The organism is Brucepastera parasyntrophica (assembly GCF_022376835.1).
In the GTDB taxonomy this organism is placed as follows: domain Bacteria; phylum Spirochaetota; class Spirochaetia; order Treponematales; family Treponemataceae; genus Brucepastera; species Brucepastera parasyntrophica.
Genome location: NZ_CP084606.1, coordinates 632571 through 653127, shown reverse-complemented (window position 1 = coordinate 653127; position 20557 = coordinate 632571). Strand labels below are relative to the sequence as shown.

The following is a 20557-nucleotide window of genomic DNA, read 5'->3' as shown; positions in this document are numbered from 1 at the left end:
AACCTTTTTTTAAATAAAAAAAACGGACAGCGTAATTACCCTGTCCGCAACAATTCTTGTCAGAATTAATGGTTCTACTGTATGTATCTAAGCCGGGAAAAAGTATGAGGTTTCTTTCAGGACTCCGCCTTGGCGGCGCGTCTTTCAGATATAATCCTGTTGATCCGTTCGGAGGGGATAAACATAAGGATACTGTAGGCAAGCAAAAAATACGGAAACAGGGAAAGCCCCATTTTTGACGCTATCAGACCAAACAGCGGAGGCAAAAAGGTTCCTCCCATATAGGCGAAGGCCATCTGCATTCCCATGATTTTCTGGGACTGCTGTTCCCCAAACCGGTAGGGTGTCTCATGAAGCATACCCGGGAAAACGGGAGCGCAGCCAAGCCCGATGATTATGATGCCGGCAAGAGAAAACCACGGACTGAAGGGAATAATCAGTAAAAGTGCGCCTGCTGTTACCAGAATCTGTCCGGCCCTTATCAGCACGGAACTGCGGAATTTCATGGTCAGAAAGCCGGAAAGAAACCGTCCGACTGTAATTCCCGCAAAGAACAGGGATATCCAGCGGGCTGCCGTCGCGGGAGAAAGATTTCTCGCTTCCACGAGAAAGGTGCTTCCCCAGTAATTTAACGAATGCTCCACGCCGCAGTAAAAAATAAAGGCCGCAAGGGATGCCTTTACTCCCCTGATTTTCAGCACAGGCCCGGAAAACTCTTCTTTTCCTGAAACAGGTTCTGCCGCTGATGTTTCACGTTTTTCATTTTTTTTCCATAGGGGAAGGGTCACCAGCAGCAAAAGAACAACAGCTGTCTGGATAATTCCCACAGTCAGGTATCCACCCCTCCAGTTATTTCCGTTCTGGATAAAACGGGCCATAATCATGGGTCCGGTAAAAGCTCCTATCCCCCAGAAACAGTGCAGCCAGCTCATGTGATGGGGTTTGTAATTCAGCGCAACATAATTATTCAGGGCCGCGTCAACGGAACCCGCGCCAAGTCCGAGCGGGACGGCAAGAAAGGCCAGCCACAAAAAACCGGGCGCGAACGAAAATCCCAGCAGGGCTGCGGCTGTCGCGAGTACGCTGAAGAACGTAACCGGTCCGGTCCCGAATTTCCGTATAAGCCTTTCACTCATCAGGCTGGAAAGGATAGTTCCTCCGCTTATTATCATTGAAATAATCCCTATCATCCCTATACCAGCGCCCAGATCGGGATACATGACTGGCCAGACAGAACCCAGAAGTGAATCGGGCAGGCCGAGACTGATAAAGGTGATGTAAATTACAATCAGAAAAAAAGTCGCCATTGCTTTCTCCTTTTATTTTTGCGGGACATATTCAGCCTATAGTTTTTTTTCCGTAATCTGGAGCGGGTACGAGGCAAAATCGAGGGCCATGGAAAAAAGCCCCCTGAAGTAATACCCGCTGATATCCGACTCAATATGAATCCCCGGCATATGTTCGCGCGGGATATCCTGGCGGCACTGGTGCAGTATGTCCCTGAGCATTTCCTTGCCGAGAAGGCTGCCGGTAAGCAGGATCACTTCCGGATTTAAAACAGCGATTATGGAACTTACAGCCTTAGCCGCAAACCCGGGGACCTCCCCGGGGTCTTTCAAAAGAAGCCGCTGCTTTTTTCTATTGAACCCATAGGGCAGAAAAGAAATTTCCCCGGCAAAATTACTGCTGCCGCGTATTATGCGGCCGTCCGCAACCAGCCCCGAACCTGGAAAATTGTCTTCAGGAAAGGTCATAACCACGGCGGATTCCCAGCCGTGCTGGCGGGCGAACCCCAGAGCGGTAAGATTCATATCATTTTCGAGAATAACCGGTACGCCGAATTTTTTCTCAAGGAGGTCAGCCATTTCAAGCTGTTCCAGACTTTCAATATCGCATATATCAATGGTCCTGTTTTTCAGGACAACTCCCGGTATGCCCAGCGCGATACAGCGTATTTCGGGATATTTTTCCAGGAGTGATGCCGTCAGCTGTTCAGCCTCGTCGTAGCCGAAGGCCCGGTAGCGTATATTCTTCCGCTCCGTTTCCTCTCCTTCAAGATTGCAGACAGAAAAAAAGACTTCAGGCCGCTGGCCTTCGTTTGTAAAAAACATGCACAGGATCCGCGCGAAATCCCCGTTATACCTGTACTGATGGGCGGGGCGGCCGCTCTCCGTTTTAAATTCGTCCAGGACAAGAATTTCGCCCGAGGCCGAAAGCTCGTTCAGTACGTTGCTGCAGGTCGCGTAGGAAAGACCGCTCCGCCTCGAAATGTCCGATTTTGTAGCGGTTTTAAGGGACCGGAAAATATCCCGGATTGTCTCGGTATTCATTTTTCTCAGCTGTTCATTGGTTCCTGTCATTCTGCCCCCTTTATTATAACACTTATTATAATACTTATAATAAGTGTTATAATAAGTCCTGTCAATAAACTTTCCGGTCAAGCTGCGGGGTGTCCCAGACCTGTTATTCTGCGGGGAGATTTGTTCAAGAGGAAATTTAAAATACAGGATTTTTGAAAGCGTTCTGTGATTTCAGCCGCAGTGAACTGCGGGGTATTCGCGGGTTATCAAAGCGGCCATTACATATGTCCCTTAACAGAACACGGACGCGGTCCGCATTAAACGGGACTTTCGAATAAAAAAATCCCTGAACCGGGGTCCAGGGATTTTACTATTGAGTGCCGCTTACTGGAAAATGGGCGTGGCATTACCCGACTGGACAATTTTGTAAATCTTGTAAACGTCGGGATCATCTTCCTTGAGATAAAAGGTGAAGCTGGTGGAATTTCCGTTTACCAGGACCGTATCCCCGCTGCGGGAACCATATGAAAGATTAAGGGCTGTTTCAAGTCTGGTCTCCCAGAAACTGGAGTTTGCCTGATTGTACTGGGCGGCGTCCGGATGGGTATGGGCTTTCAGACTGCTGTAACTTTTCGCGTTCGCGTCCGAGATAAACATTTTAACGCGTTCTTCCACACTTACCGAATCGGAGTTCATATTGCATCCTCCGAGGACGCACACCAGCGCGAGTATGATAACCGCGCCCGCAATATACCTTGTTTTCTTCATTATTTCCTCCAAAAAAGGGCCCGCAAGCTCTTAATAATCGTTCGGGTTTAATTCCGGCACGATAAATTCTTCATATTCCGCCAGCAGCTCGGCATGGCGCGTAAAAAACTGTTCAACCTCAGCCGGCCTGTTTACCGGATACCTGCTTTTCATTTCCATATACATATTCGAAAGAACATACCTTCTGACTGAAAGATAGTTCAGGGCGTAATATCTGATTGTCAGAATCAGATCGGCCCGTTCATCCTGCGCGGGAAAGAGTTTTTCCTGCTGGAAGGCCTTTATCGCCTCATCGTCTCCTCCGGCAAGAAGGGTTTTATATTCCTCAGCGGACTGCCGCCATTTTTCGGTGGCGTCCTGGTATGGCGCGTGAAGGGCGTCAAGGGAAGTCTGATATTCCTTCAGCATGACGGCCGCCTTTTCAAGGCCTCCGGCCGGATCCGCGATAAAGCCGTCGGTTTTTCCTTTATTCCAGTCACTGAAGTCAAGTTCCCGTCCGGGCCACAGGAATTTTTCCCCCGGAGGCTGTCCCGCTCCGACCTCAACAGCCTCGTCCTTGATCAGCGAAACCGTCTTTCCCTGGGCGGTTACGTCGACAATGCCTTCGATGACCGAAAGCAGGACCGAGCCGTCGCGGCCCGCATAGATGGTGAACTCTGTTCCCCTGACGCCTCCGACCATGCTGTTTGTCTGTATCAGGGGTGAGTTGCCGGCGGCGCGGTTCAGTTTAAAGGCAATCTGTCCGGCAGCCGCCGCAAGAACGGGCTGCGTATCGGCCCCCGAACCGGTATTCGAATAATTGAAAACCGAATTCGGCGTGACCCTGATGGTGCTCCCGTTTTCCAGGGTCATTTCCACGAGTCCGCCGCGGCCGGTAATTACCGATTCCCCATAGGTGACTGTATGTCCTATGGCCGCGTTTTTAGTCACTCCGGCGCCCGTTTTAATCTGCGCGCTCCCCTCAACATATACTACATTGGCCTTTTCGGCCCACACTGGTATGGTACAGAGCGTGAGTACAGTAAATAATAAACAGAATTTGTGTATTTTTTTCATTTTACCGGCCCTTTAAACCCTCTGATTTTCGGGTAACCCTTGACCTTGCGCTCAAGGATAAGATAATAACGACCGTCAGCGGTATCAATAGTGACCACGGAAGTATCCTTATCGGTATATTTTTCAAAGAAATTTTTCATGTCAAAAGTATCCGCAAAAATTTTGTATGAATCGGGGGTAATATGTTCGGTCTGGACAAATACCGCGTTTGACATTGTAAAGGAAGCCGCCTTCAGGTTTTTCCAGAGAGTTTCAATGTCGCTTTCCAGATAGAGGGTTTCTGAGTCAAGAACAAAGGGCGCCGGTGAAAGTCCCTCAACTTCCGTTACCTTTCCTTCGTTTATCAGCCGTATAAGTTTTAAAACATCCGCCTCTTTTTGAACATGGGGCGATGAACTGCACGATGCGAGTACAGCCAGCAATACCGCCAGTAACAGAATACCGGCGGTCTTTCCCGTTTTGTTGCTTCTTTTCACGGGATTCACCTCCAACCTTATTGTGATCTAATGCATTTAAAATACATGTTTCCTCTATCGGTTACAGTATACAGTGTATCACAGGGAACGGGTATATTCAAATATTCTTTTGGAATTCGGAGGCTTCCGGAAAGTTTTTTTCTCTGTTCCACAGACTCGGCGCAATGCCGGTTAAATCCCGGTGACTTCATGCCAGGCAAAGTCCCGCAGTTTTACACAATGGCCTTTGTCTGCCAGCGCTTGCTTTTCCAGCGGAAGAGCATGGCAATGGCGCGTATGAATTCATCGCTTCCCATTGCGATCCATATGCCTACCAGCCCGAGTCCCATTTTCATTCCCAGAAGATGGCTGCCGCCTACAAGAATAAGCCACATTGAAACAATGCCCCAGGAGACCGGATAACGGACATCCCCGGCCCCCTTGAGCGCGGGAATAGTGATGAGATTCACGGACCGGCCTATTTCTATATATATAGAATAAAGGAGAAGGCTTGAGGTAAGCGCGGCGATTTCAGGTTCTTTGGTAAAAAGTCCTATTATCGGGGTTTTTACCACATTCAGGAGTATTACGGCGGCCGCCGAAATGAGAGTGCCGACACCCTGGTAGAGATATACCCGCTTGTAAGCGGCTTCCGGCTGTTTCGCGCCGACAAAGTACCCTGTTTTTATCTGTACCGCGTTTCCGATTGCCGAAGCAGTGGCATAGACAAAGCGGACAATGGTCTGGGCGTATATCTGGGCCGACATTGCCCAGGTCCCGAAGGTGGAAATCATTGCCATTATTACAATCTGGGCAATATTATAGGACAGGGATTCGCCCGCGGTCGGGACCCCTATGGAGAGTATTGTTCTATATATATTCCGCGGGACCCTTGTTATACCCGCGAGCGGAAGCTGGACATCGGGTTTTACCCTGATCCGCCATGCGAGCAGAATGCAGGCGACTATCTGTGAAAGGGCAGACGACATTGCGACGCCCATTACGCCGAGTACCGGAAAACCGAAAAAACCATATATTGAAAACGCGTTTCCGATAACATTTACGATATTCGCGATAATTGAGATATACATTGCGTCCGAGGTATATCCGTAAGACCGGAGGATGGTCCCCTGGAGCATACTGAAGGCCGTAAACAGGGAACCGAATCCTCCGTATATGACCAGATAGGTCCAGGCAGCTTCCCTGACTTCTTCTTCGACAGTGTAAATACTTAATAAGGGTTTCGCCCCGAAAATCACAAGCAGAGACATAAAAAGCGCGACGGCCGAGACCATGACAGCGCTGGCCTGGGCGACCTGTTTTGCTTCATTTACTCTTTCCGCCCCAAGATACTGGCTGAGTACAATGCTTGTTCCAACACAGACGACGCTGAACAGGAGCTGGATGAAGAAGATATACTGGGAAACAAGGCCGACTCCCGCCACCGCGTGGTCTGAATGTGAACTGAGCATCATTACATCCACGGAGGATATAAGAATGCGGAAAAATGATTCAAATACGAGAGGAAGGGTAAGGGCAAACATGGGAAGTGCTGCCCGGTCAACTCCGCTGTTTTTCCTGTCACGGAAAGAGAATTTTTTCGGCTTATAATTTGTTTCTATCGGAACCATATTAATTCAGAGTGTACTGATTTTATTTGGTTGCGTCCAGAGGCGTAATTCATTATATTTGTGTTTATGAATACTATTCCTATAAACGATCCCGTTCTGATTGAACGGTTTTCGTCCATGCACCCTGACGGTATGACAATTTTTCTTCTCGGGAACGGCGCCATGCGCGGGGCTTTTTTTCATGGCACCCGATTTGTTAATCAGATGCGCGCCCAGCACCAGCTTGGGCTTCTTGAAACCATGGTTCTTGGCCAGGCCTGCCTTTGCGGAGCTCTGCTTATTCCGACCATGAAAGGTCATGAGCGGGCAATTTTCCGGTATGATACAAAGGGACCTGCCGCTGGGTTCAGCGTTGAGGCAAACAGCGAGGGATATGTGAGGGGTTTTTTGCTGCAGGACCCGATTCCGGTTGATGAACCGCCGGAAAACTGGGATCTTTCCCCGTATTTCGGCGAGGGGTTCGTAACCGTTACCCGTTTTCCCGAAGGCAGAACAGAGCCGGTAATCGGTTCCGTTGAAATAGTACACCGGAATATAGCAAAGGACCTGACTGAATATTTTCTGCGTTCCGAGCAGATAAGGACAGCTATTAATACCGGCATCCAGTTTGACCAGGAGGGAAGGGTAATCGGCGCCGGCGCGCTGTTTTTGCAGGTGATGCCGGGCGCGTCCCTGGACCTGGTTGAGGCCGCCGAGCATGCCTTTGCGTCCGCTCCTTCGCTCGGCCAGTGGTTTGCGGAAGGAGGGGACAGGGAGGATATCATTTACGGCCTGTTCCGCAACTGTGAGCCGTCCGCCGTTCTTGACAGGGAAATCCGTTTTTACTGTCCTTGTTCCCGCGAACGCTTTGAGCAGCATTTGCAGAACCTGAACAGGAAGGAACTGATTGATATGGCGGAAAACGGCCCTGATCCCATTGAAACGGTATGCCATAACTGCGGAAGCGTATATTCCTATCCTCTTGCGGAAATCAGGGAGTGGCTTAAAGACAGCGATCCCTCCTGATAGTATCCGGTTTTATGGACAAAACATTGAACCGGTCTTTCTCTGTAGTTTTCTTCCCAATATACATCCTTAATGCGCAGAATTTTCACGCTTGCAAGTGCATGTGAAAATTCTGCGCATGCTCTATGCCGGATACAAAGCAAAAAACCGGTAAAATTCCCAAATTTGATAATTTTCTGACGTTTTTTTCATAATGCCGGGCTGGCACAATTCTTGCTATATTTACAGGAAGGAGACTCACATAATGACAATCAGCAGATTTAATGTGACCATATTAGCGGCCCTTCTGGGGGGGCTGTTTTTATCCGGCTGCGCTTCAAAAAACGGCGCGAATACAAAAAATTACGAATACGGAACAATAACAAGAGGTTCCCTGGAAAAGACTGTGTCCGCGAGCGGATCCCTTAATCCGGTATCGACTGTCAGCGTGCTTGCGCAGATGAACGGAAAGGTCGAAAAAATCTATGTTGATTATAATGACGAGGTAAAAAAAGGAGATATTCTTGCCGAGCTCAATACCGATATGCTCAGGCTCCAGCGGGAACAGCAGCTTGCCTCCGTAACAAAGGCAAAGGCAAACTATGATCTCCAGCTTATTGCCTATCAGAATCAGGTAAGTCTTGCGGAAAAAAATCTCATAGCCGATTACACACTTAAAACAAGCAAAACCGATCTTGAGGTAAAAGCAGCGGAACTGTCTGCCGCCGAGTCTTCCCTGAAAGCTATAGAAACCGAAATAAACCAGTATGCGTATATTACCGCCCCCATTGACGGTATCGTCCTCGAAAAGAATATCAGTCAGGGGCAGAATGTAGTGGAAGGTTCAAGCAGTAATTCATCGAGTCTGTTTACTCTTGCGGAAGATTTGCGGGAAATGCAGATTGAAGCGGGCGTTGATGAACTTGATATCAAGGCTATCAGTCCGGGGCAGAATGTCCGTTTTACCGTTGAATCCATGCCATCAAAGAAATTTTCGGGAATTGTGCAGAAAATCCATTTTATGCCGGCTACAGTCAATAATGTAGTTACGTACACGGTAATAATAAGTGTTGATAACAAGGACGGAATGCTCCTTCCCGGAATGACCTGTGAAGTGGAATTTATCGAGGAACAGAAAAACAATATTCTGCTCGCTCCCAACAGCGCGCTTCGGTATGAGCCGAGCAGCTTAAGTACAAAGGAAATTTCTGACATGGTTTTTAACGCCGGACTTGCCGATTTGTCTGATGAAGAAAAAAAGGCCGCGTCCGAAGCCCGTGATCAGGCCGCGAATATTGAAGCATCCCGTAATACTTCAAACGGTCAGACCGGTTTGACCGGCCTTGTTATGGGCGGCAGTCCGATGGGCAGAGGCCCCGGCGGACGGCCTCCGGGAATGCCCGGACAGAACGCTTCCGGCAATTCCGCCGCGGACACTATTGTGACAAAAAATATCTGGTATATGAATGATTCAGGAAAGCTGTCCGTACTTGTAGTAAGAACAGGCATCACTGACGGAACTGTAACCGAGATTATTTCGGACCAGAATCTGGAAGGAATGAAAATCATTCTCAGGGAAAAGGTATAAGTCCATGGCAATGATTGAACTTACGGGAATAAGGCGTCTGTATCAGCTTGAAGGTATTGTAGTAAAGGCTATCCGAGGGCTTGATCTTTCGGTTGAGGAGGGTGAGTTTGTTTCTATAATGGGACCTTCCGGTTCCGGGAAGTCAACGCTCATGAATATTCTCGGCTGTCTTGACAAGCCAACTGAAGGGACCTACCGTCTCGATGGCATTGAAACTTCCGCCGCAAGTTCCGATGAATTTGCCCTTATCAGAAACAGCAAAATAGGTTTTGTTTTTCAGGGCTTCAATCTGCTTGCAAGAACCAGCGCGCTGGAAAATGTTGAGCTCCCCCTGTTCTATAACAGAAAAGCCAAAATAAAGGATTACCGGGAACGGGCGGAAAAAGTACTCCGCGATGTGGGGCTGGGCGACCGTATGTACCATATGCCTTCCCAGCTCTCAGGCGGACAGCAGCAGCGGGTCGCCATTGCCCGCGCCATGGTAAATGATCCTGCTTTTCTGCTTGCCGATGAACCGACGGGAAATCTTGATACTGAAATGTCGCTTGAAATTATGGCTCTTTTCCAGAACCTCAATGATCAGGGAAAAACTATTGTAATGGTTACCCATGAGCCGGACATTGCCACTTACACGAAGCGCGTCATCACAATGCGTGACGGAGCAATGATTTCCGACGAATTGCTGAAGGAGAAAAGAAGCGCCGCTGAAGATTTAGTCCTGTGGAAAAAAGAACATTCTGTTCTGGCAAAAGAAGCGGAGGTTGTGCGATGAGTCCCTATATATTATTGAAATCATCCTTCAGAAGTATTTTCCGGAACCGCATGCGGAGTCTCCTGACTTCTCTGGGCATTATAATTGGCGTCGGTTCGGTAATTGTTATGGTAGCTATCGGCCAGGGGTCCCAGTCCCAGATAGAGGCCCAGCTTTCGGCGATGGGAACAAATCTTCTGGTTGTTATGCCCATGAGGGGCCCGGGCCGGGCAAACAGACTGACAAAGGCCGATGTTACCAAGCTCCGGAATGAGGCCAGTTATATCAGCGCGATCTCGGGGATAAGCCAGAGAAGCTTTACGGTCGTCGGCGGGGAAACTAACTGGGATACAACCGTCATGGGTGTTGACCCCGATTATCTGACAATCAAAAACTGGAAAATAAAGGACGGCAGTTTTTTTGAGGAAAGCGATCTTGCCAGCCGGAATAAGGTTGCGGTACTGGGAACAACCGTTGCCACAAAGCTCTACGGAAACAGTGATCCGGTGGGACAGTCAATACGTATCGGGACTCAGCATTTTAAAATTATTGGGATACTGGACTCAAAGGGCGCAAGCGGCATGGGCAATGATGATGATGATGTAATCATGGTGCCTCTGGACACCGCAATGACCCGGCTTAACCAGACCCAGACCCTCAATAATATCCAGATCAGTGTAGTCCGTGAGGATTATATGGAACAGGCCCAAAAAGAAACGGAAGCTATTTTGCGGGAATCCCATAAACTCAGCTCATCCGCCGCCGCCGATTTTGATATTATGAACATGGCTGATGTTATTGCGACCGCCTCCCAGACATCAAAAACACTGACAACGCTTCTGGCCGCCATTGCGGGAGTTTCCCTGCTCGTTGGCGGCATCGGAATTATGAATATTATGCTGGTATCGGTCACCGAACGGACCAGGGAAATCGGTATACGGATGTCCGTAGGCGCCAGAAAACGGGACATCCTCCTGCAGTTTCTTTCCGAGTCAATCATACTGAGTCTTATGGGAGGAATCATCGGCATACTTCTGGCTTACGGAATATGCTCGGTCCTTTCGTTCTTTTCCATCGCTACTGTAGTTAACCCGATAATTATTGCCATTGCCGCGCTTTTTGCGGCTGTGGTCGGAATCTTCTTCGGATATTATCCCGCCCGGAAAGCCGCGCGCCTGTATCCGATTGACGCGCTCCGGTATGAGTAACGTGAAATTAAAATGGCAGAGCAGGAGAGTAATATAGGCAAATAATTTAAATTATTTGACCATTTCCGATTATAAGTGTTTCTGATATAAAAAAATAACTAATTCTTTATATCAGAAACATAAATTAAAGGGTGTATAATGAAACAGATTATATCAGTAATATTATGTGTATGTGCCGGGATGGGCTGTTTTGCCGGTGAAATACTTACTCTTGAAGACGCCAGAACTCTGGCGCTCGCAAATTCGAAAAGCCTTTCACGGTACAACCTTGCCACGGAAATCGCGCTCCTTGATGAACGGTCCCAGATGTATTCAAATTTGCCTTCTCTTTCTCTGGGAATTTCGGGATCTGCGACTCTTTGGGGCGGCGACGAATTTACGGACAGTCTTTCGGCAGGGGCCAGTGTCGGTCTGAACCAGACAATCTGGAGCGGCGGAAAAAATTCGGTTCTGAGCGCTATCAACAAGATTTCTACGGAGATAACAAGGCAGGACGCAATCGCGGAATATTTTAATGTGCTTGATTCGGTGGACTCGTCATATTATGGAATCCTGCAGTCAAGAGCTTCTCTTGACGCAGCAGCAGCAGCGCTGGATACGGCGGCGCTCGGACTTTCCATTGCTGAAATACGGTATGAGGGAGGTGTAATCAGCCCGGGCGATTATCTTCAGGCTGTCGCCGAACATGAATCGAAAAAAACCGCGCAGAACCAGGCAAAAAGGGATTTAGCCCTGAGCATAGCCAAGCTGAGATCAGTTACCGGTCTCTCATCAATACCCGATCTCGAGTCCATTGATTTTGAGAATTATGAAACACTCATCCAGGGCCTGTCCGTTCTTTCGGATGACGAGACAGACACTCTGTTTGCAGCCCTGTGGACCAAGCTCCGGACTGCCAATCCGGGACTTGCCAAAGCGGCCCTTCAGACTGAAAAGTCTGACAAGTCGGTCAGTCTTGCGAAAAAGGATTATTTTCCCAGTCTCAGTGCCGGTATTTCGACCGGGCTCAATTATTCATACACGAACGGGTTTGAAACTTCTTCGGGCAAACTGACCATAAGCGGAAACATTCCGCTTGATTTCTGGGTGACTTCCACAAGCGTCAACAGTAAAAAACTGGCCCTCGAACAGAGCCTTCTTGATTACAGCAGCGCCGAAAGTTCACTGGACCTGGAAGTAAGGACAGGGCTTCTTGACTGCATTGCCCAGGCAAGTTCGGTTATCTCTTCGAGGAAGGCCGCGGAATACGCACAAAAACATTTTGAAAATCAGCTTGAGTTATACAAGCTTGCCCAGGCCTCGGTCTCTGAACTCTCTGACGCCGCGGCCCTGCTGAGTTCAAACCAGACCCAGCTTATAAAGGCGCAGTACGGATTTCTGTCCTGCCTTTCCGTTATACGGAGCCTCGGAGCCTTTGAATCGGAAGATCAGGTTATCCTGTTCCTGTTGCCCGTATCTCAGCGATAGGATATGGTAATATATTCCCGTCATTTTGAATAAGGATGGGAATTCGGATTATAAGCGTTTGTCTGACAAACCTAAGTCTATGGAGTATATATGAAAATACCGGCCAGGACATTTTCACTGATTATCTCGCTTGTCAGTTGGATACTTCTTTCTGTCCTGATCATTTTTATTGCCTTTCTCATTCAGGACAGGGCAAGGCTTATCAGTGAAAGCACCAATGAACGGATCCTGAATGTCCTGTTTACCAGCCTTATCGATTATGACGATTTCGGGAGCGCCATAGAAGCCAGCCCGGCCCTGCAGGAGCGCATAGCGGGCGTGGGACTTTACGGAAATAACCTGCAGTCCTCATATATCTGGGGAAACGCTCCGGATTCCCTGGATAAGGAAATGGCTGAAACAGCGGAAAAACCCAGGAACGGGCGGTATACGGCGCTTGATAAAAAAAACGGTTCCATGCGGTTTGTGATTCTCATTGGCGGACCAATGGATTACCGGGACGGACCAAGAGACCGGCCTCAAACCCATCATAATGAACGGCCGGGAAAAATGCCGGGGCCTCCGATTTTCGATATGGTCAGGGGCGGGAAATATTTATACATTGAAATTATCCATTCCGAATACTGGCAAACCCGCCGAATGCTTGTAATTTTCATACCCATAATTGAGCTTCTTTTTGCCCTGCTTATATTTTATGTCAGGCGGCTGTATTTGAACAATGCCGAATACCGCCAGCGAATTGAAGATCAGAAAAACCTTGTATTTCTGGGGACGGCCGCGGGGACCCTTGCCCATGAAATAAAAAACCCCTTGCTTGCCATCCGGCTTGATACGGAAATTCTGCGAAAACTGTCGGAAGGAAGGGGCGAGGAAGAAATTAACTCAATTGACCGTGAAGTCGACCGGATATCTGCTCTGGTATACCGGATCAATGATTATCTGAGGGACGCGCGAGGCAATCCTGTTCCCCTAAACGCAGCTGAACTGATCGAGGAAACTTCTCTCCGGCTCTGCGGCAGAAATATACTTGCCGCAGATTCCTGCGATACCTGTATGATTTTTATGGATGACGGGAGGGCCCGTTCCGTGTTTGAAAATATAATAAGAAACGCCCTGGAAAGCGGCAGTCCCGAAACTGAAATCGGGGCTGCAGTCAGCAGGACCGGAGGAAACATCCGCATCACGGTTATGGACAGGGGCCGGGGCATACCTGTGCCGGATATGAAGCGGGTTTTTGATCCTTTTTTCACCAGTAAAAGTACAGGTACCGGCATAGGTCTCAGCATCAGTGAACGGTTTGTGTCCGCTGCGGACGGAACCCTTACGCTGGAAACAAGAGAAGGCGGGGGAATAGCCGCGGTAATTACCCTCCCTGAGTTCAAGGAAGCGGCTCAAAAAAGGCGGTAAACAATGAATGTATTGATTGTTGATGATGAACGCGGTATACGTGACGCGCTCGAAAAATATCTCAGCCTTGAACACATTGAATCAAAAACAGCGGAAGACGGCGAAAAGGCAAAAGCCCTTCTTGAAACCGAATATTTTGATGTCATTCTGCTTGACCTGAAACTGCCCGGCATAAGCGGGCAGGAAGTTCTTGAATGGATTCAGGCCAGAGGAATCCGTTCTCCGGTAATTATGATTTCCGCCCACGGGCAGATTGCTGATGCCGTTAAGGCTTTGACCTCGGGCGCAAGTGACTATTTAACAAAACCCTTTGAACCTGCCGAACTGCTTTTTAAACTGAAAAATCTGGTTGAAAACCGGCGGAGGGAAAATCTTCTCGAAGCGGAAAAGAGAACTGCGGCGCCTGAAAATGGTTTCATAGGAAACAGCCCTGTTATGAAAACACTTTCCGAGCAGATTGACCGGATCGCGGGTACGGACACAACAATTCTTATTACCGGCGAAAGCGGGACCGGCAAGGAAGTTGCCGCCCGGGAAATTCACGCCCGGGGAACTTCGAGCGCGGAACCTTTTGTCGCGGTCAATATCGGGGGAATAAATGAAAACCTTATGGAAAGTGAGCTTTTCGGCCATGAAAAGGGCTCCTTTACCGGGGCTTTTTCCCGGAAGCCGGGACTGTTTGAACTTGCCGGCGGCGGAACCCTCTTTCTTGATGAAATAGGCGAAATGCCTCTTCCTCTTCAGGTCAAGCTCCTGAGAGTCCTTCAGGAGAGAAAAATCCGGCGGCTCGGAGGCACTACGGATATTCCGGTCAAGGCCCGCATAATTTCTGCTACGAATAAAAATATAGAATTGCTTGTCCGTGAAGGACAGTTCCGCGAGGATTTATATTACCGCCTCAATGTATTCAGGATCCATCTGCCTCCTCTGAGGGAACGCCGCGAGGACATCCCTCTTCTTGCCGGACACCTTCTTGATAAAAACGCTTCCCGTATGGGAAAGGCCCCCCGTATACTTTCCGCTGCCGCTCTTGAAAAGCTGTCATCTTACTCGTTTCCGGGAAACATCAGGGAGCTTGAAAATATATTGGAACGGTCCCTGATCTTTGCGCAGGGAAATGAAGTATCTGCGGATGATATTGAACTTCCCCGGCTGACAGGTGAAAGCGGACCTGTATATACGGAACAACCCTTCAGGGAAACGGTTGTACAGGAAAACAGTATGTCTTCGCTTGAAGACATAAAAAAGAATACTATAAGGGAAGCTCTTCTCCGCAATGGAGGAAACCGGACAAAGGCCGCGGAAGAACTTGGAGTAAGCCGGCGTACAATAATCAATAAAATCAAAGCTTATGGTCTGGAATAATCCGTAGGCTGTCCATCGCAGTGTAAGCAGAAGTGTATAGCAGCTATATAGCTGCCGCAGGCTGATACTGCTTTCAGCTCAGTGTACATTCTTTTAAATAATGAATATATAAGTGTATAGGTACTATACGCTTATGCAGCAGTGATCTGTATTGTTTTGTATATTTTGCCAAATTATATATCCTGAATGTTTAGTACCTATACAGTTCTTTAACGTGAATCCGGTTTATTGGACCGGAATATTTTTTATATAGTGTCTGTATTATTCTGTATAGCAGCTAAACACAGATTATCCGGCTTCAGATTTAAGTTAACTATACATCCGCTAAGCCCGCCGCTTTCCAGGCGGACCGGAAAAAACGGCCGCGCCGGACTCCTGTGTCTGTTTTTCATATTCTTCCCAGCTGTCGAGCCTTTTGCTCACTGCCGAAAAAAAGCCAAGAATAATCTCCCTGCTATTGCCGCCGCCCGGTTTCATCAGTTTTGAAATAGTCCGGTCAAATTCGGCACGCATCTGTTCATGGTTTCTGTAAGCCTTTTCACCCCGCGCCGTTAAACCGATCTGTATGCGCGATTTATATTTACTGTCGGGTTTTTTTATAACCATTCCCTTTTGTCTGAGCCTGCCGATAACCTGTGATACGGCTCCTCTGGTAATATTCATTTGGTCCGCAATAGCCGATAGATGCATCCCCGGATTTTCACCGACTACCTTTATCAGATTGATTTCCGATTCATATAGTTTTGTGTCTGTTCCATAGTAGCGGCTGCGTTTTTCCATCGCCGAGAGTTTCCTGGAAACTTCCAGCAAATAACTGCTGAGATTTTTTCTGCTGTCCTGTTCTGTTTTCATATATACTCCTTTATGTAAGTTTCTGATGTAAAGAATTAGCTAATTCTTTACATCAGAAACATGTACAATCGGAAATAGTCAAATAATTTAAATTATTTGACTATATAAAGCATATAGCTGCTATACACTTTCTGTCAACAAAAGGCCGCTCCTGTCATTTGTTTTTATATTTTTCTCTTCCGAGTAAAACGGAGGACTTTTTTTTGTGTGTATTTTGCGCGGTCTGAAAAGAAACTGTGAAAAATATGCCCGGGTTTTCCGCATAAACAGGACAGAAATACAAGCCGATATCCGCGCTCATTTGTAAATTATCGCATAAAAAAGATTTAGTTTTCATATATCATTGGTTTCATATTTTTTTTAATATGGCACATTTCTTGCATAATATAAATGCAGGTACTATAATTTTAAAGACTGATGGATTGTTTGCACCACCAGTCTCCTTTTAGTTTTTCAAGGAGGATTGCAGTGAACTGTCTGAACCGTTATGGAAACCTGGCTTTATTTCTGGCCGCTCTTTTTCTGGCTGCCTGTGAAACAGGTACGCAGGAAAGATTAACAGCATCTCCGGGGACATCGCGTCCTGGCGAAAGCAACAGTACAGACACTATCCCTTCTATGCCCGATACCCATTCCGGGAATATTCGCGTTTTCCATTCGGCTTGGTATTTCTTCGTTATTAAACAATGCGGATTTTTCCATAGGACAGCTATATTCTAATCTTTTTTTGGGAACCGCAACCTCTCTTTGAGCAGGATATGAATAAATTTTCATACATTGCATTGGCAGGCGGCGGGAATTATACTGCTTGAAAAAACAAGCAAACCTATGCCGGATTTTCAATGTATCTGTTTTTCCTCTGGAAAATTTGAATAGAGTATACGGAAAAACTTTTTTTATGTTATATCAGTCAAATTTTTTGTATATTTATAATAGCATAACCGGAAGTATATTCCAATTTATTGAACATACCGGATAATACATATTTTGTATTCTTTTCGTAACAATATTCAATATCGTTTTTATTATGCGGGCATTACAAAATAAAAAACATTCTTAGGAGGCAGTATATGGCTTGGTTTCAAATGCAGATTAGTGCGGTTCTTGAAAAATTGGATGTTGATGCGGAACAGGGGCTTTCCCAGCCGGCCGCTGATGACCGCTTTGCCAAATACGGCGCCAATGCCTTTGAGGAAGAAAAAAGGAAGGACTTCCCGCAAAGATACTGCATCATTTAAAAGATATTTCCACAATAATTCTATTAATCGCTGCGGGTATTTCCGCTTATATGGCCATCAGTACCGGATATGGCTGGCCGAAAATCTTTGTTATTTTGTCCATCATTATTATTAATATCATTCTGGGGATTTCCCAGGAGAGCCGGGCGGAGAAAGCCCTGGATGCGCTTAAGGGAATGAATGCCCATCAATGTACCGTTGTCCGTGACGGTGTTTTAATGCATGTCGATGCCGGATATCTGGTTCCCGGAGATATCATTGAGCTGCATGCAGGCGATATGGTTCCGGCCGACGCAAGGCTTATCCATTCCAGCAGTTTACAGGTTGAGGAATCTATTCTGACAGGGGAGAGCCTCCCTGCTGAAAAGGATGCCGAAGCGGAGATTCCTTCCGACGCTCCTCTGGGCGACCATATCAATATGATCTATTCAGGCTGTCTTGTCTCTAATGGGCGTGCTAAAGCTGTTGTCTGTGAAACAGGTATGCATACCGAAATGGGAAAAATTGCAGGATTGCTCAACAGTACAAAAAAGCGGCTTACTCCATTACAGATCCGCCTCAAAGGACTTGCGAAGCAGCTTTCTCTTGTTGCCATCGCGGCCGGTATTATTATTTTTGCGGTAGGGGTTTTTGTTCATGGAGAATCCCTGCCCGAGATGCTTTTGACTGCAATTTCGCTGGCCGTTGCCGCCGTTCCGGAGACTCTTCCGGTTATTGTTACGCTGATTCTCGCAAATGGGGTACAGCGTATGGTTCAGAAAAATACGATTATACGCCGGATACCGGCTGTGGAAACGGTAGGAAACACATCGATTATCTGCTCCGATAAAACAGGTACCCTCACGCAAAACAAAATGATTATCAAAAAAATCTGGCAGGCCGACGGTGAACCAAATAATTCCGGTCACACTTTTACACCGGCGGAACAGGATATGCTTGAGCTCTTGGCTGTATGTACAAACGCAGTTCCCGGTGAAAACGATACCCCGCATACAGGTGAACCTGTTATCATAGGGGATCCGACAGAGGCGGCTATTATCCGTCTATTGATAGACAAGGGACTTGAAAAAGCCTCTCTTGAAAAAAAATATCCCCGGGTATTTGAACTTCCGTTTGATTCGGGCCGCAAGCTGATGACTACCGTGCATAAAACAGCACACGGATATATATCTGTAACCAAGGGGGCCTTTGACCGTATCCCCGTGAATTTTGACGATGCGTTGCTGGGACGAGCGGCAAAAGTACACGATGATTTTGCCGGCAAAGCGCTCCGGGTAATTGCGGTTGCAGTGAAGAAGTGGGAAACACTTCCCGCTTCAATGAATGCAGACACTTTGGAAAAGGGTCTTTCATTTTTGGGAATGGTGGGGATGATTGACCCGCCCCGGCCGGAAAGCCTTCGCGCAGTACTACAGGCCAAGAAAGCAGGGATACGTACTGTAATGATTACAGGAGATCATATAACGACAGCCTCTGCCATCGCCCGTGATATCGGAATTCTGGATGAAGACGGCCGGGCGATTACCGGTACACAGCTTTCCGCTATGAGCGACCGGGAGCTTCATGAACAAATCCATAGTATCTCTGTGTATGCCCGGGTCAGTCCTGAGGACAAAATCCGTATTGTTCAGGCATGGCAGGCCCACGGCGAAGTAATTACCATGACTGGAGATGGAGTGAATGATGCGCCGGCTCTGAAAGCCGCCGATGTTGGGGCTGCTATGGGAATTACCGGGACCGATGTTTCCAAAAATGCTTCAGATATCATTATCACTGATGACAACTTTGCAACTATTGTAGATGCCGTAAAGGAAGGACGTACTGCCTATGATAATATACGCAAAACAGTACATTTTCTTCTGAGTGTAAACTTTGCGGAAATTCTGATTATGCTTATCGGAGTTTTATTGGGCTGGGGCGTACCGGTTACCTCGGTACAGCTTTTGTTTATCAACGTTGTGTCCGATGGAATCCCGGGCTTTTTCATCAGCAGGGAACGGGCTGAAAAAGATTTGATGAACCGTAAGCCTCTTCCAAAAAAAGCCAGTCTGTTTGCTGGCGGTCTGGGCAGGCAAATTGCCGGCAAGGCTGTTGTTTTCATTATACTTACGCTTGCGGCTTTTTATATAGGCCGGTTTGTACCCGTCAATTCCGGTACTCCTGCTTCCTATGCAACAGGCATAACTATGGCATTTTTAGTACTGTCCTGGGCATCGGTGCTTAATATGTTTAATGTCCGCAGCAGGGAATCCATTTTCAGAACCGGACTTTTGACCAACCCCTGGCTCACATTCAGCATTATAGTCTCAGTTTTAGTTACTGCGCTTGTGGTGCTGATTGCACCCTTCCGGATCCTGTTTGATCTTTCGCCTCTCAGTTCTGTTCACTGGCTGATCGCAATCGGGCTCTCAATATTGCAGCTTGTTTTTGGTGAAATATTTAAACTGTTTAAAAAATAATTTCATACATTTTACCTGCTTTGACAGCCCTGTTATGTATAGCCGGGCTGCCCGTATATAAGTATGGATACGAGTAAGGTTTTTTTATTAGGAAAAGACCTTACGCTATTTCTGATGAGGCGAACTGAAGTCATCCGCAGTTTTGGTGGAGGGGTATATATCAGCGGTTTTATCCGCTGATTTTTTTAATTAGCCTGTTTATCCTGTTTGTGCAATCTTCTATTCTGTGTTCGTCTTTTCGCCATGAATCCAGCAAAGGAAGGCTTATTCCATCTTTTGATTCTTTTCCCAGGTCCCATTTATTCTGTTCGTTTCGATTTTTTCTGAGCCATTCCACTACAAATCGCAGCTGGTCTTTGCATTCCTGATTATTATACCTTGCGAGTAATTCTATGGCCCTTAAATAATAACCGGTATGTTTCGCGGAAAATATTTCCGGTACGTTTTTGATTTTCTTATTGTAAATATAATATATACCGGGTTCATGTTCCAGAATATATTTAAAATATACGGGTTCAATATTTTTATCCAGTATATTTGTTACCAGCGATACCTGATAAAATGTGACAAAATCTATGAACCTTCCGCCGTTTGGTTTTATTCCAAAAATGGTTTTATATTTTTCCATATACTCAGTATCGTTATATGCTTTTTTTCAAAAGAGCTGTTAATTATTTCCGCCCATTTATCCACGATACCATTTGCCATCCGGTCATCCTCGGTAAATACTCTTATCCATGTTCCCAGCATTAATTCCGTAAATAGTTCCCAATTATGTATTTTTTCTTTATAATCAGGCAGTTCCATTTCTCCGCACAGACATTTGTGCATATAGTTTATTGCTTTCTTTATCGGTTTATCATCTTTTGTGAACCCCAGTATTTCCAGCCTTCTTAATGCCTGTTCTGTAGTTATTGCCTTCCTTAATGACGGATTTGCCAATGAATGAAAATATCCCCATGATCCATCATCATGCTGTGATTGTATTATTTGTTTTGCCCATTTTCCATCTTTATAATCCATTGCTT

Annotated in this window: 18 protein-coding genes; 9 read left to right on the top strand and 9 right to left on the bottom strand. The window is 46.9% G+C overall.

Annotated features, from left to right (window positions below; genetic code table 11):
* Positions 1–116: 116 nt before the first annotated feature.
* From K7I13_RS03130 to K7I13_RS03105, 6 genes are all read right to left on the bottom strand, one after another.
* The gene (locus tag K7I13_RS03130; RefSeq protein ID WP_255947862.1) at positions 117–1307 is read right to left on the bottom strand and encodes an MFS transporter; all 1191 of its coding nucleotides are present in this window, start codon (positions 1305–1307) and stop codon (positions 117–119) included.
* A 36-nt stretch (positions 1308–1343) separates the two neighbouring features.
* The gene (locus K7I13_RS03125) at positions 1344–2360 is read right to left on the bottom strand and encodes an ROK family protein (RefSeq protein ID WP_255947861.1); all 1017 of its coding nucleotides are present in this window, start codon (positions 2358–2360) and stop codon (positions 1344–1346) included.
* Between the two features lie 324 nt (positions 2361–2684).
* Positions 2685–3068, bottom strand: coding sequence for a hypothetical protein (locus tag K7I13_RS03120; protein ID WP_255947860.1), 384 nt, complete (start codon positions 3066–3068; stop codon positions 2685–2687).
* Between the two features lie 30 nt (positions 3069–3098).
* Positions 3099–4124, bottom strand: coding sequence for a FecR family protein (locus tag K7I13_RS03115; protein WP_255947859.1), 1026 nt, complete (start codon positions 4122–4124; stop codon positions 3099–3101).
* On the bottom strand, positions 4121–4600 hold the full coding sequence (locus tag K7I13_RS03110) for a hypothetical protein (protein ID WP_255947858.1): 480 nt from the start codon (positions 4598–4600) through the stop codon (positions 4121–4123). The genes K7I13_RS03115 and K7I13_RS03110 overlap by 4 nt, the downstream gene beginning before the upstream one ends.
* A 212-nt stretch (positions 4601–4812) precedes the next feature.
* On the bottom strand, positions 4813–6210 hold the full coding sequence (locus tag K7I13_RS03105) for an MATE family efflux transporter (RefSeq protein WP_255947856.1): 1398 nt from the start codon (positions 6208–6210) through the stop codon (positions 4813–4815).
* 66 nt (positions 6211–6276) lie between these two features.
* On the opposite strand from K7I13_RS03105, the gene K7I13_RS03100 reads away from it, so the two are divergent.
* The 7 genes from K7I13_RS03100 to K7I13_RS03070 all read left to right on the top strand — a co-directional run bounded on the left by K7I13_RS03100 (position 6277) and on the right by K7I13_RS03070 (position 14980).
* Positions 6277–7215, top strand: a complete 939-nt coding sequence (locus tag K7I13_RS03100; RefSeq protein WP_255949202.1) for an Hsp33 family molecular chaperone HslO — start codon at positions 6277–6279, stop codon at positions 7213–7215.
* Between the two features lie 244 nt (positions 7216–7459).
* Positions 7460–8782, top strand: a complete 1323-nt coding sequence (locus tag K7I13_RS03095; protein ID WP_255947854.1) for an efflux RND transporter periplasmic adaptor subunit — start codon at positions 7460–7462, stop codon at positions 8780–8782.
* A gap of 4 nt (positions 8783–8786) precedes the next feature.
* Positions 8787–9554 carry an ABC transporter ATP-binding protein gene (locus tag K7I13_RS03090; RefSeq protein ID WP_305118716.1) on the top strand — a complete coding sequence of 256 codons (768 nt, stop codon included), beginning with the start codon at positions 8787–8789 and terminating at the stop codon, positions 9552–9554.
* A complete protein-coding gene (locus tag K7I13_RS03085) occupies positions 9551–10741 on the top strand; it encodes an ABC transporter permease (RefSeq protein ID WP_255947852.1) in 1191 nt (396 codons plus the stop codon). The genes K7I13_RS03090 and K7I13_RS03085 overlap by 4 nt, the downstream gene beginning before the upstream one ends.
* Positions 10742–10879: 138 nt before the next feature.
* Positions 10880–12208, top strand: coding sequence for a TolC family protein (locus tag K7I13_RS03080; protein WP_255947850.1), 1329 nt, complete (start codon positions 10880–10882; stop codon positions 12206–12208).
* A 90-nt stretch (positions 12209–12298) separates the two neighbouring features.
* Entirely contained in the window at positions 12299–13615 is a 1317-nt protein-coding gene (locus K7I13_RS03075; protein WP_255947848.1) for a sensor histidine kinase, read from the top strand.
* A gap of 3 nt (positions 13616–13618) precedes the next feature.
* Positions 13619–14980 carry a sigma-54-dependent transcriptional regulator gene (locus K7I13_RS03070; protein WP_255947847.1) on the top strand — a complete coding sequence of 454 codons (1362 nt, stop codon included), beginning with the start codon at positions 13619–13621 and terminating at the stop codon, positions 14978–14980.
* 324 nt (positions 14981–15304) lie between these two features.
* Here K7I13_RS03070 and K7I13_RS03065 read toward each other — a convergent pair whose 3' ends face one another.
* Positions 15305–15832 carry a MarR family winged helix-turn-helix transcriptional regulator gene (locus K7I13_RS03065; protein ID WP_255947846.1) on the bottom strand — a complete coding sequence of 176 codons (528 nt, stop codon included), beginning with the start codon at positions 15830–15832 and terminating at the stop codon, positions 15305–15307.
* Between the two features lie 1070 nt (positions 15833–16902).
* Between K7I13_RS03065 and K7I13_RS03060 the strand changes: the two genes are divergently transcribed.
* Both K7I13_RS03060 and K7I13_RS03055 read left to right on the top strand, forming a co-directional pair.
* Entirely contained in the window at positions 16903–17070 is a 168-nt protein-coding gene (locus K7I13_RS03060; RefSeq protein WP_255947845.1) for a cation-transporting P-type ATPase, read from the top strand.
* A 50-nt stretch (positions 17071–17120) separates the two neighbouring features.
* Entirely contained in the window at positions 17121–19529 is a 2409-nt protein-coding gene (locus K7I13_RS03055) for a cation-translocating P-type ATPase (protein WP_255947844.1), read from the top strand.
* A gap of 169 nt (positions 19530–19698) precedes the next feature.
* Here K7I13_RS03055 and K7I13_RS03050 read toward each other — a convergent pair whose 3' ends face one another.
* Together K7I13_RS03050 and K7I13_RS03045 are read right to left on the bottom strand one after the other, a co-directional pair.
* Complete coding sequence (locus tag K7I13_RS03050; protein ID WP_255947843.1) at positions 19699–20157, bottom strand: hypothetical protein; 459 nt, start codon at positions 20155–20157, stop codon at positions 19699–19701.
* Positions 20127–20552: a prenyltransferase/squalene oxidase repeat-containing protein gene (locus tag K7I13_RS03045; RefSeq protein WP_255947842.1), complete on the bottom strand. Its 426-nt coding sequence runs from the start codon at positions 20550–20552 to the stop codon at positions 20127–20129. Before K7I13_RS03045 ends, K7I13_RS03050 begins: the two co-directional genes overlap by 31 nt.
* Positions 20553–20557: the final 5 nt, after the last annotated feature.

What these genes read in the sequence shown, in the direction of transcription:
- K7I13_RS03065 (WP_255947846.1), bottom strand. Translation starts at nt 15,832, where the DNA reads ATGAAAACAGAACAGGACAGCAGAAAAAATCTCAGCAGTTATTTGCTG.
- K7I13_RS03105 (WP_255947856.1), bottom strand. Translation starts at nt 6,210, where the DNA reads ATGGTTCCGATAGAAACAAATTATAAGCCGAAAAAATTCTCTTTCCGT.
- K7I13_RS03115 (WP_255947859.1), bottom strand. Translation starts at nt 4,124, where the DNA reads ATGAAAAAAATACACAAATTCTGTTTATTATTTACTGTACTCACGCTC.
- K7I13_RS03075 (WP_255947848.1), top strand. Translation starts at nt 12,299, where the DNA reads ATGAAAATACCGGCCAGGACATTTTCACTGATTATCTCGCTTGTCAGT.
- K7I13_RS03100 (WP_255949202.1), top strand. Translation starts at nt 6,277, where the DNA reads ATGAATACTATTCCTATAAACGATCCCGTTCTGATTGAACGGTTTTCG.
- K7I13_RS03120 (WP_255947860.1), bottom strand. Translation starts at nt 3,068, where the DNA reads ATGAAGAAAACAAGGTATATTGCGGGCGCGGTTATCATACTCGCGCTG.
- K7I13_RS03055 (WP_255947844.1), top strand. Translation starts at nt 17,121, where the DNA reads ATGGCCATCAGTACCGGATATGGCTGGCCGAAAATCTTTGTTATTTTG.
- K7I13_RS03095 (WP_255947854.1), top strand. Translation starts at nt 7,460, where the DNA reads ATGACAATCAGCAGATTTAATGTGACCATATTAGCGGCCCTTCTGGGG.
- K7I13_RS03125 (WP_255947861.1), bottom strand. Translation starts at nt 2,360, where the DNA reads ATGACAGGAACCAATGAACAGCTGAGAAAAATGAATACCGAGACAATC.
- K7I13_RS03130 (WP_255947862.1), bottom strand. Translation starts at nt 1,307, where the DNA reads ATGGCGACTTTTTTTCTGATTGTAATTTACATCACCTTTATCAGTCTC.
- K7I13_RS03050 (WP_255947843.1), bottom strand. Translation starts at nt 20,157, where the DNA reads ATGGAAAAATATAAAACCATTTTTGGAATAAAACCAAACGGCGGAAGG.
- K7I13_RS03090 (WP_305118716.1), top strand. Translation starts at nt 8,787, where the DNA reads ATGGCAATGATTGAACTTACGGGAATAAGGCGTCTGTATCAGCTTGAA.
- K7I13_RS03080 (WP_255947850.1), top strand. Translation starts at nt 10,880, where the DNA reads ATGAAACAGATTATATCAGTAATATTATGTGTATGTGCCGGGATGGGC.
- K7I13_RS03085 (WP_255947852.1), top strand. Translation starts at nt 9,551, where the DNA reads ATGAGTCCCTATATATTATTGAAATCATCCTTCAGAAGTATTTTCCGG.
- K7I13_RS03045 (WP_255947842.1), bottom strand. Translation starts at nt 20,552, where the DNA reads ATGGATTATAAAGATGGAAAATGGGCAAAACAAATAATACAATCACAG.
- K7I13_RS03060 (WP_255947845.1), top strand. Translation starts at nt 16,903, where the DNA reads ATGGCTTGGTTTCAAATGCAGATTAGTGCGGTTCTTGAAAAATTGGAT.
- K7I13_RS03070 (WP_255947847.1), top strand. Translation starts at nt 13,619, where the DNA reads ATGAATGTATTGATTGTTGATGATGAACGCGGTATACGTGACGCGCTC.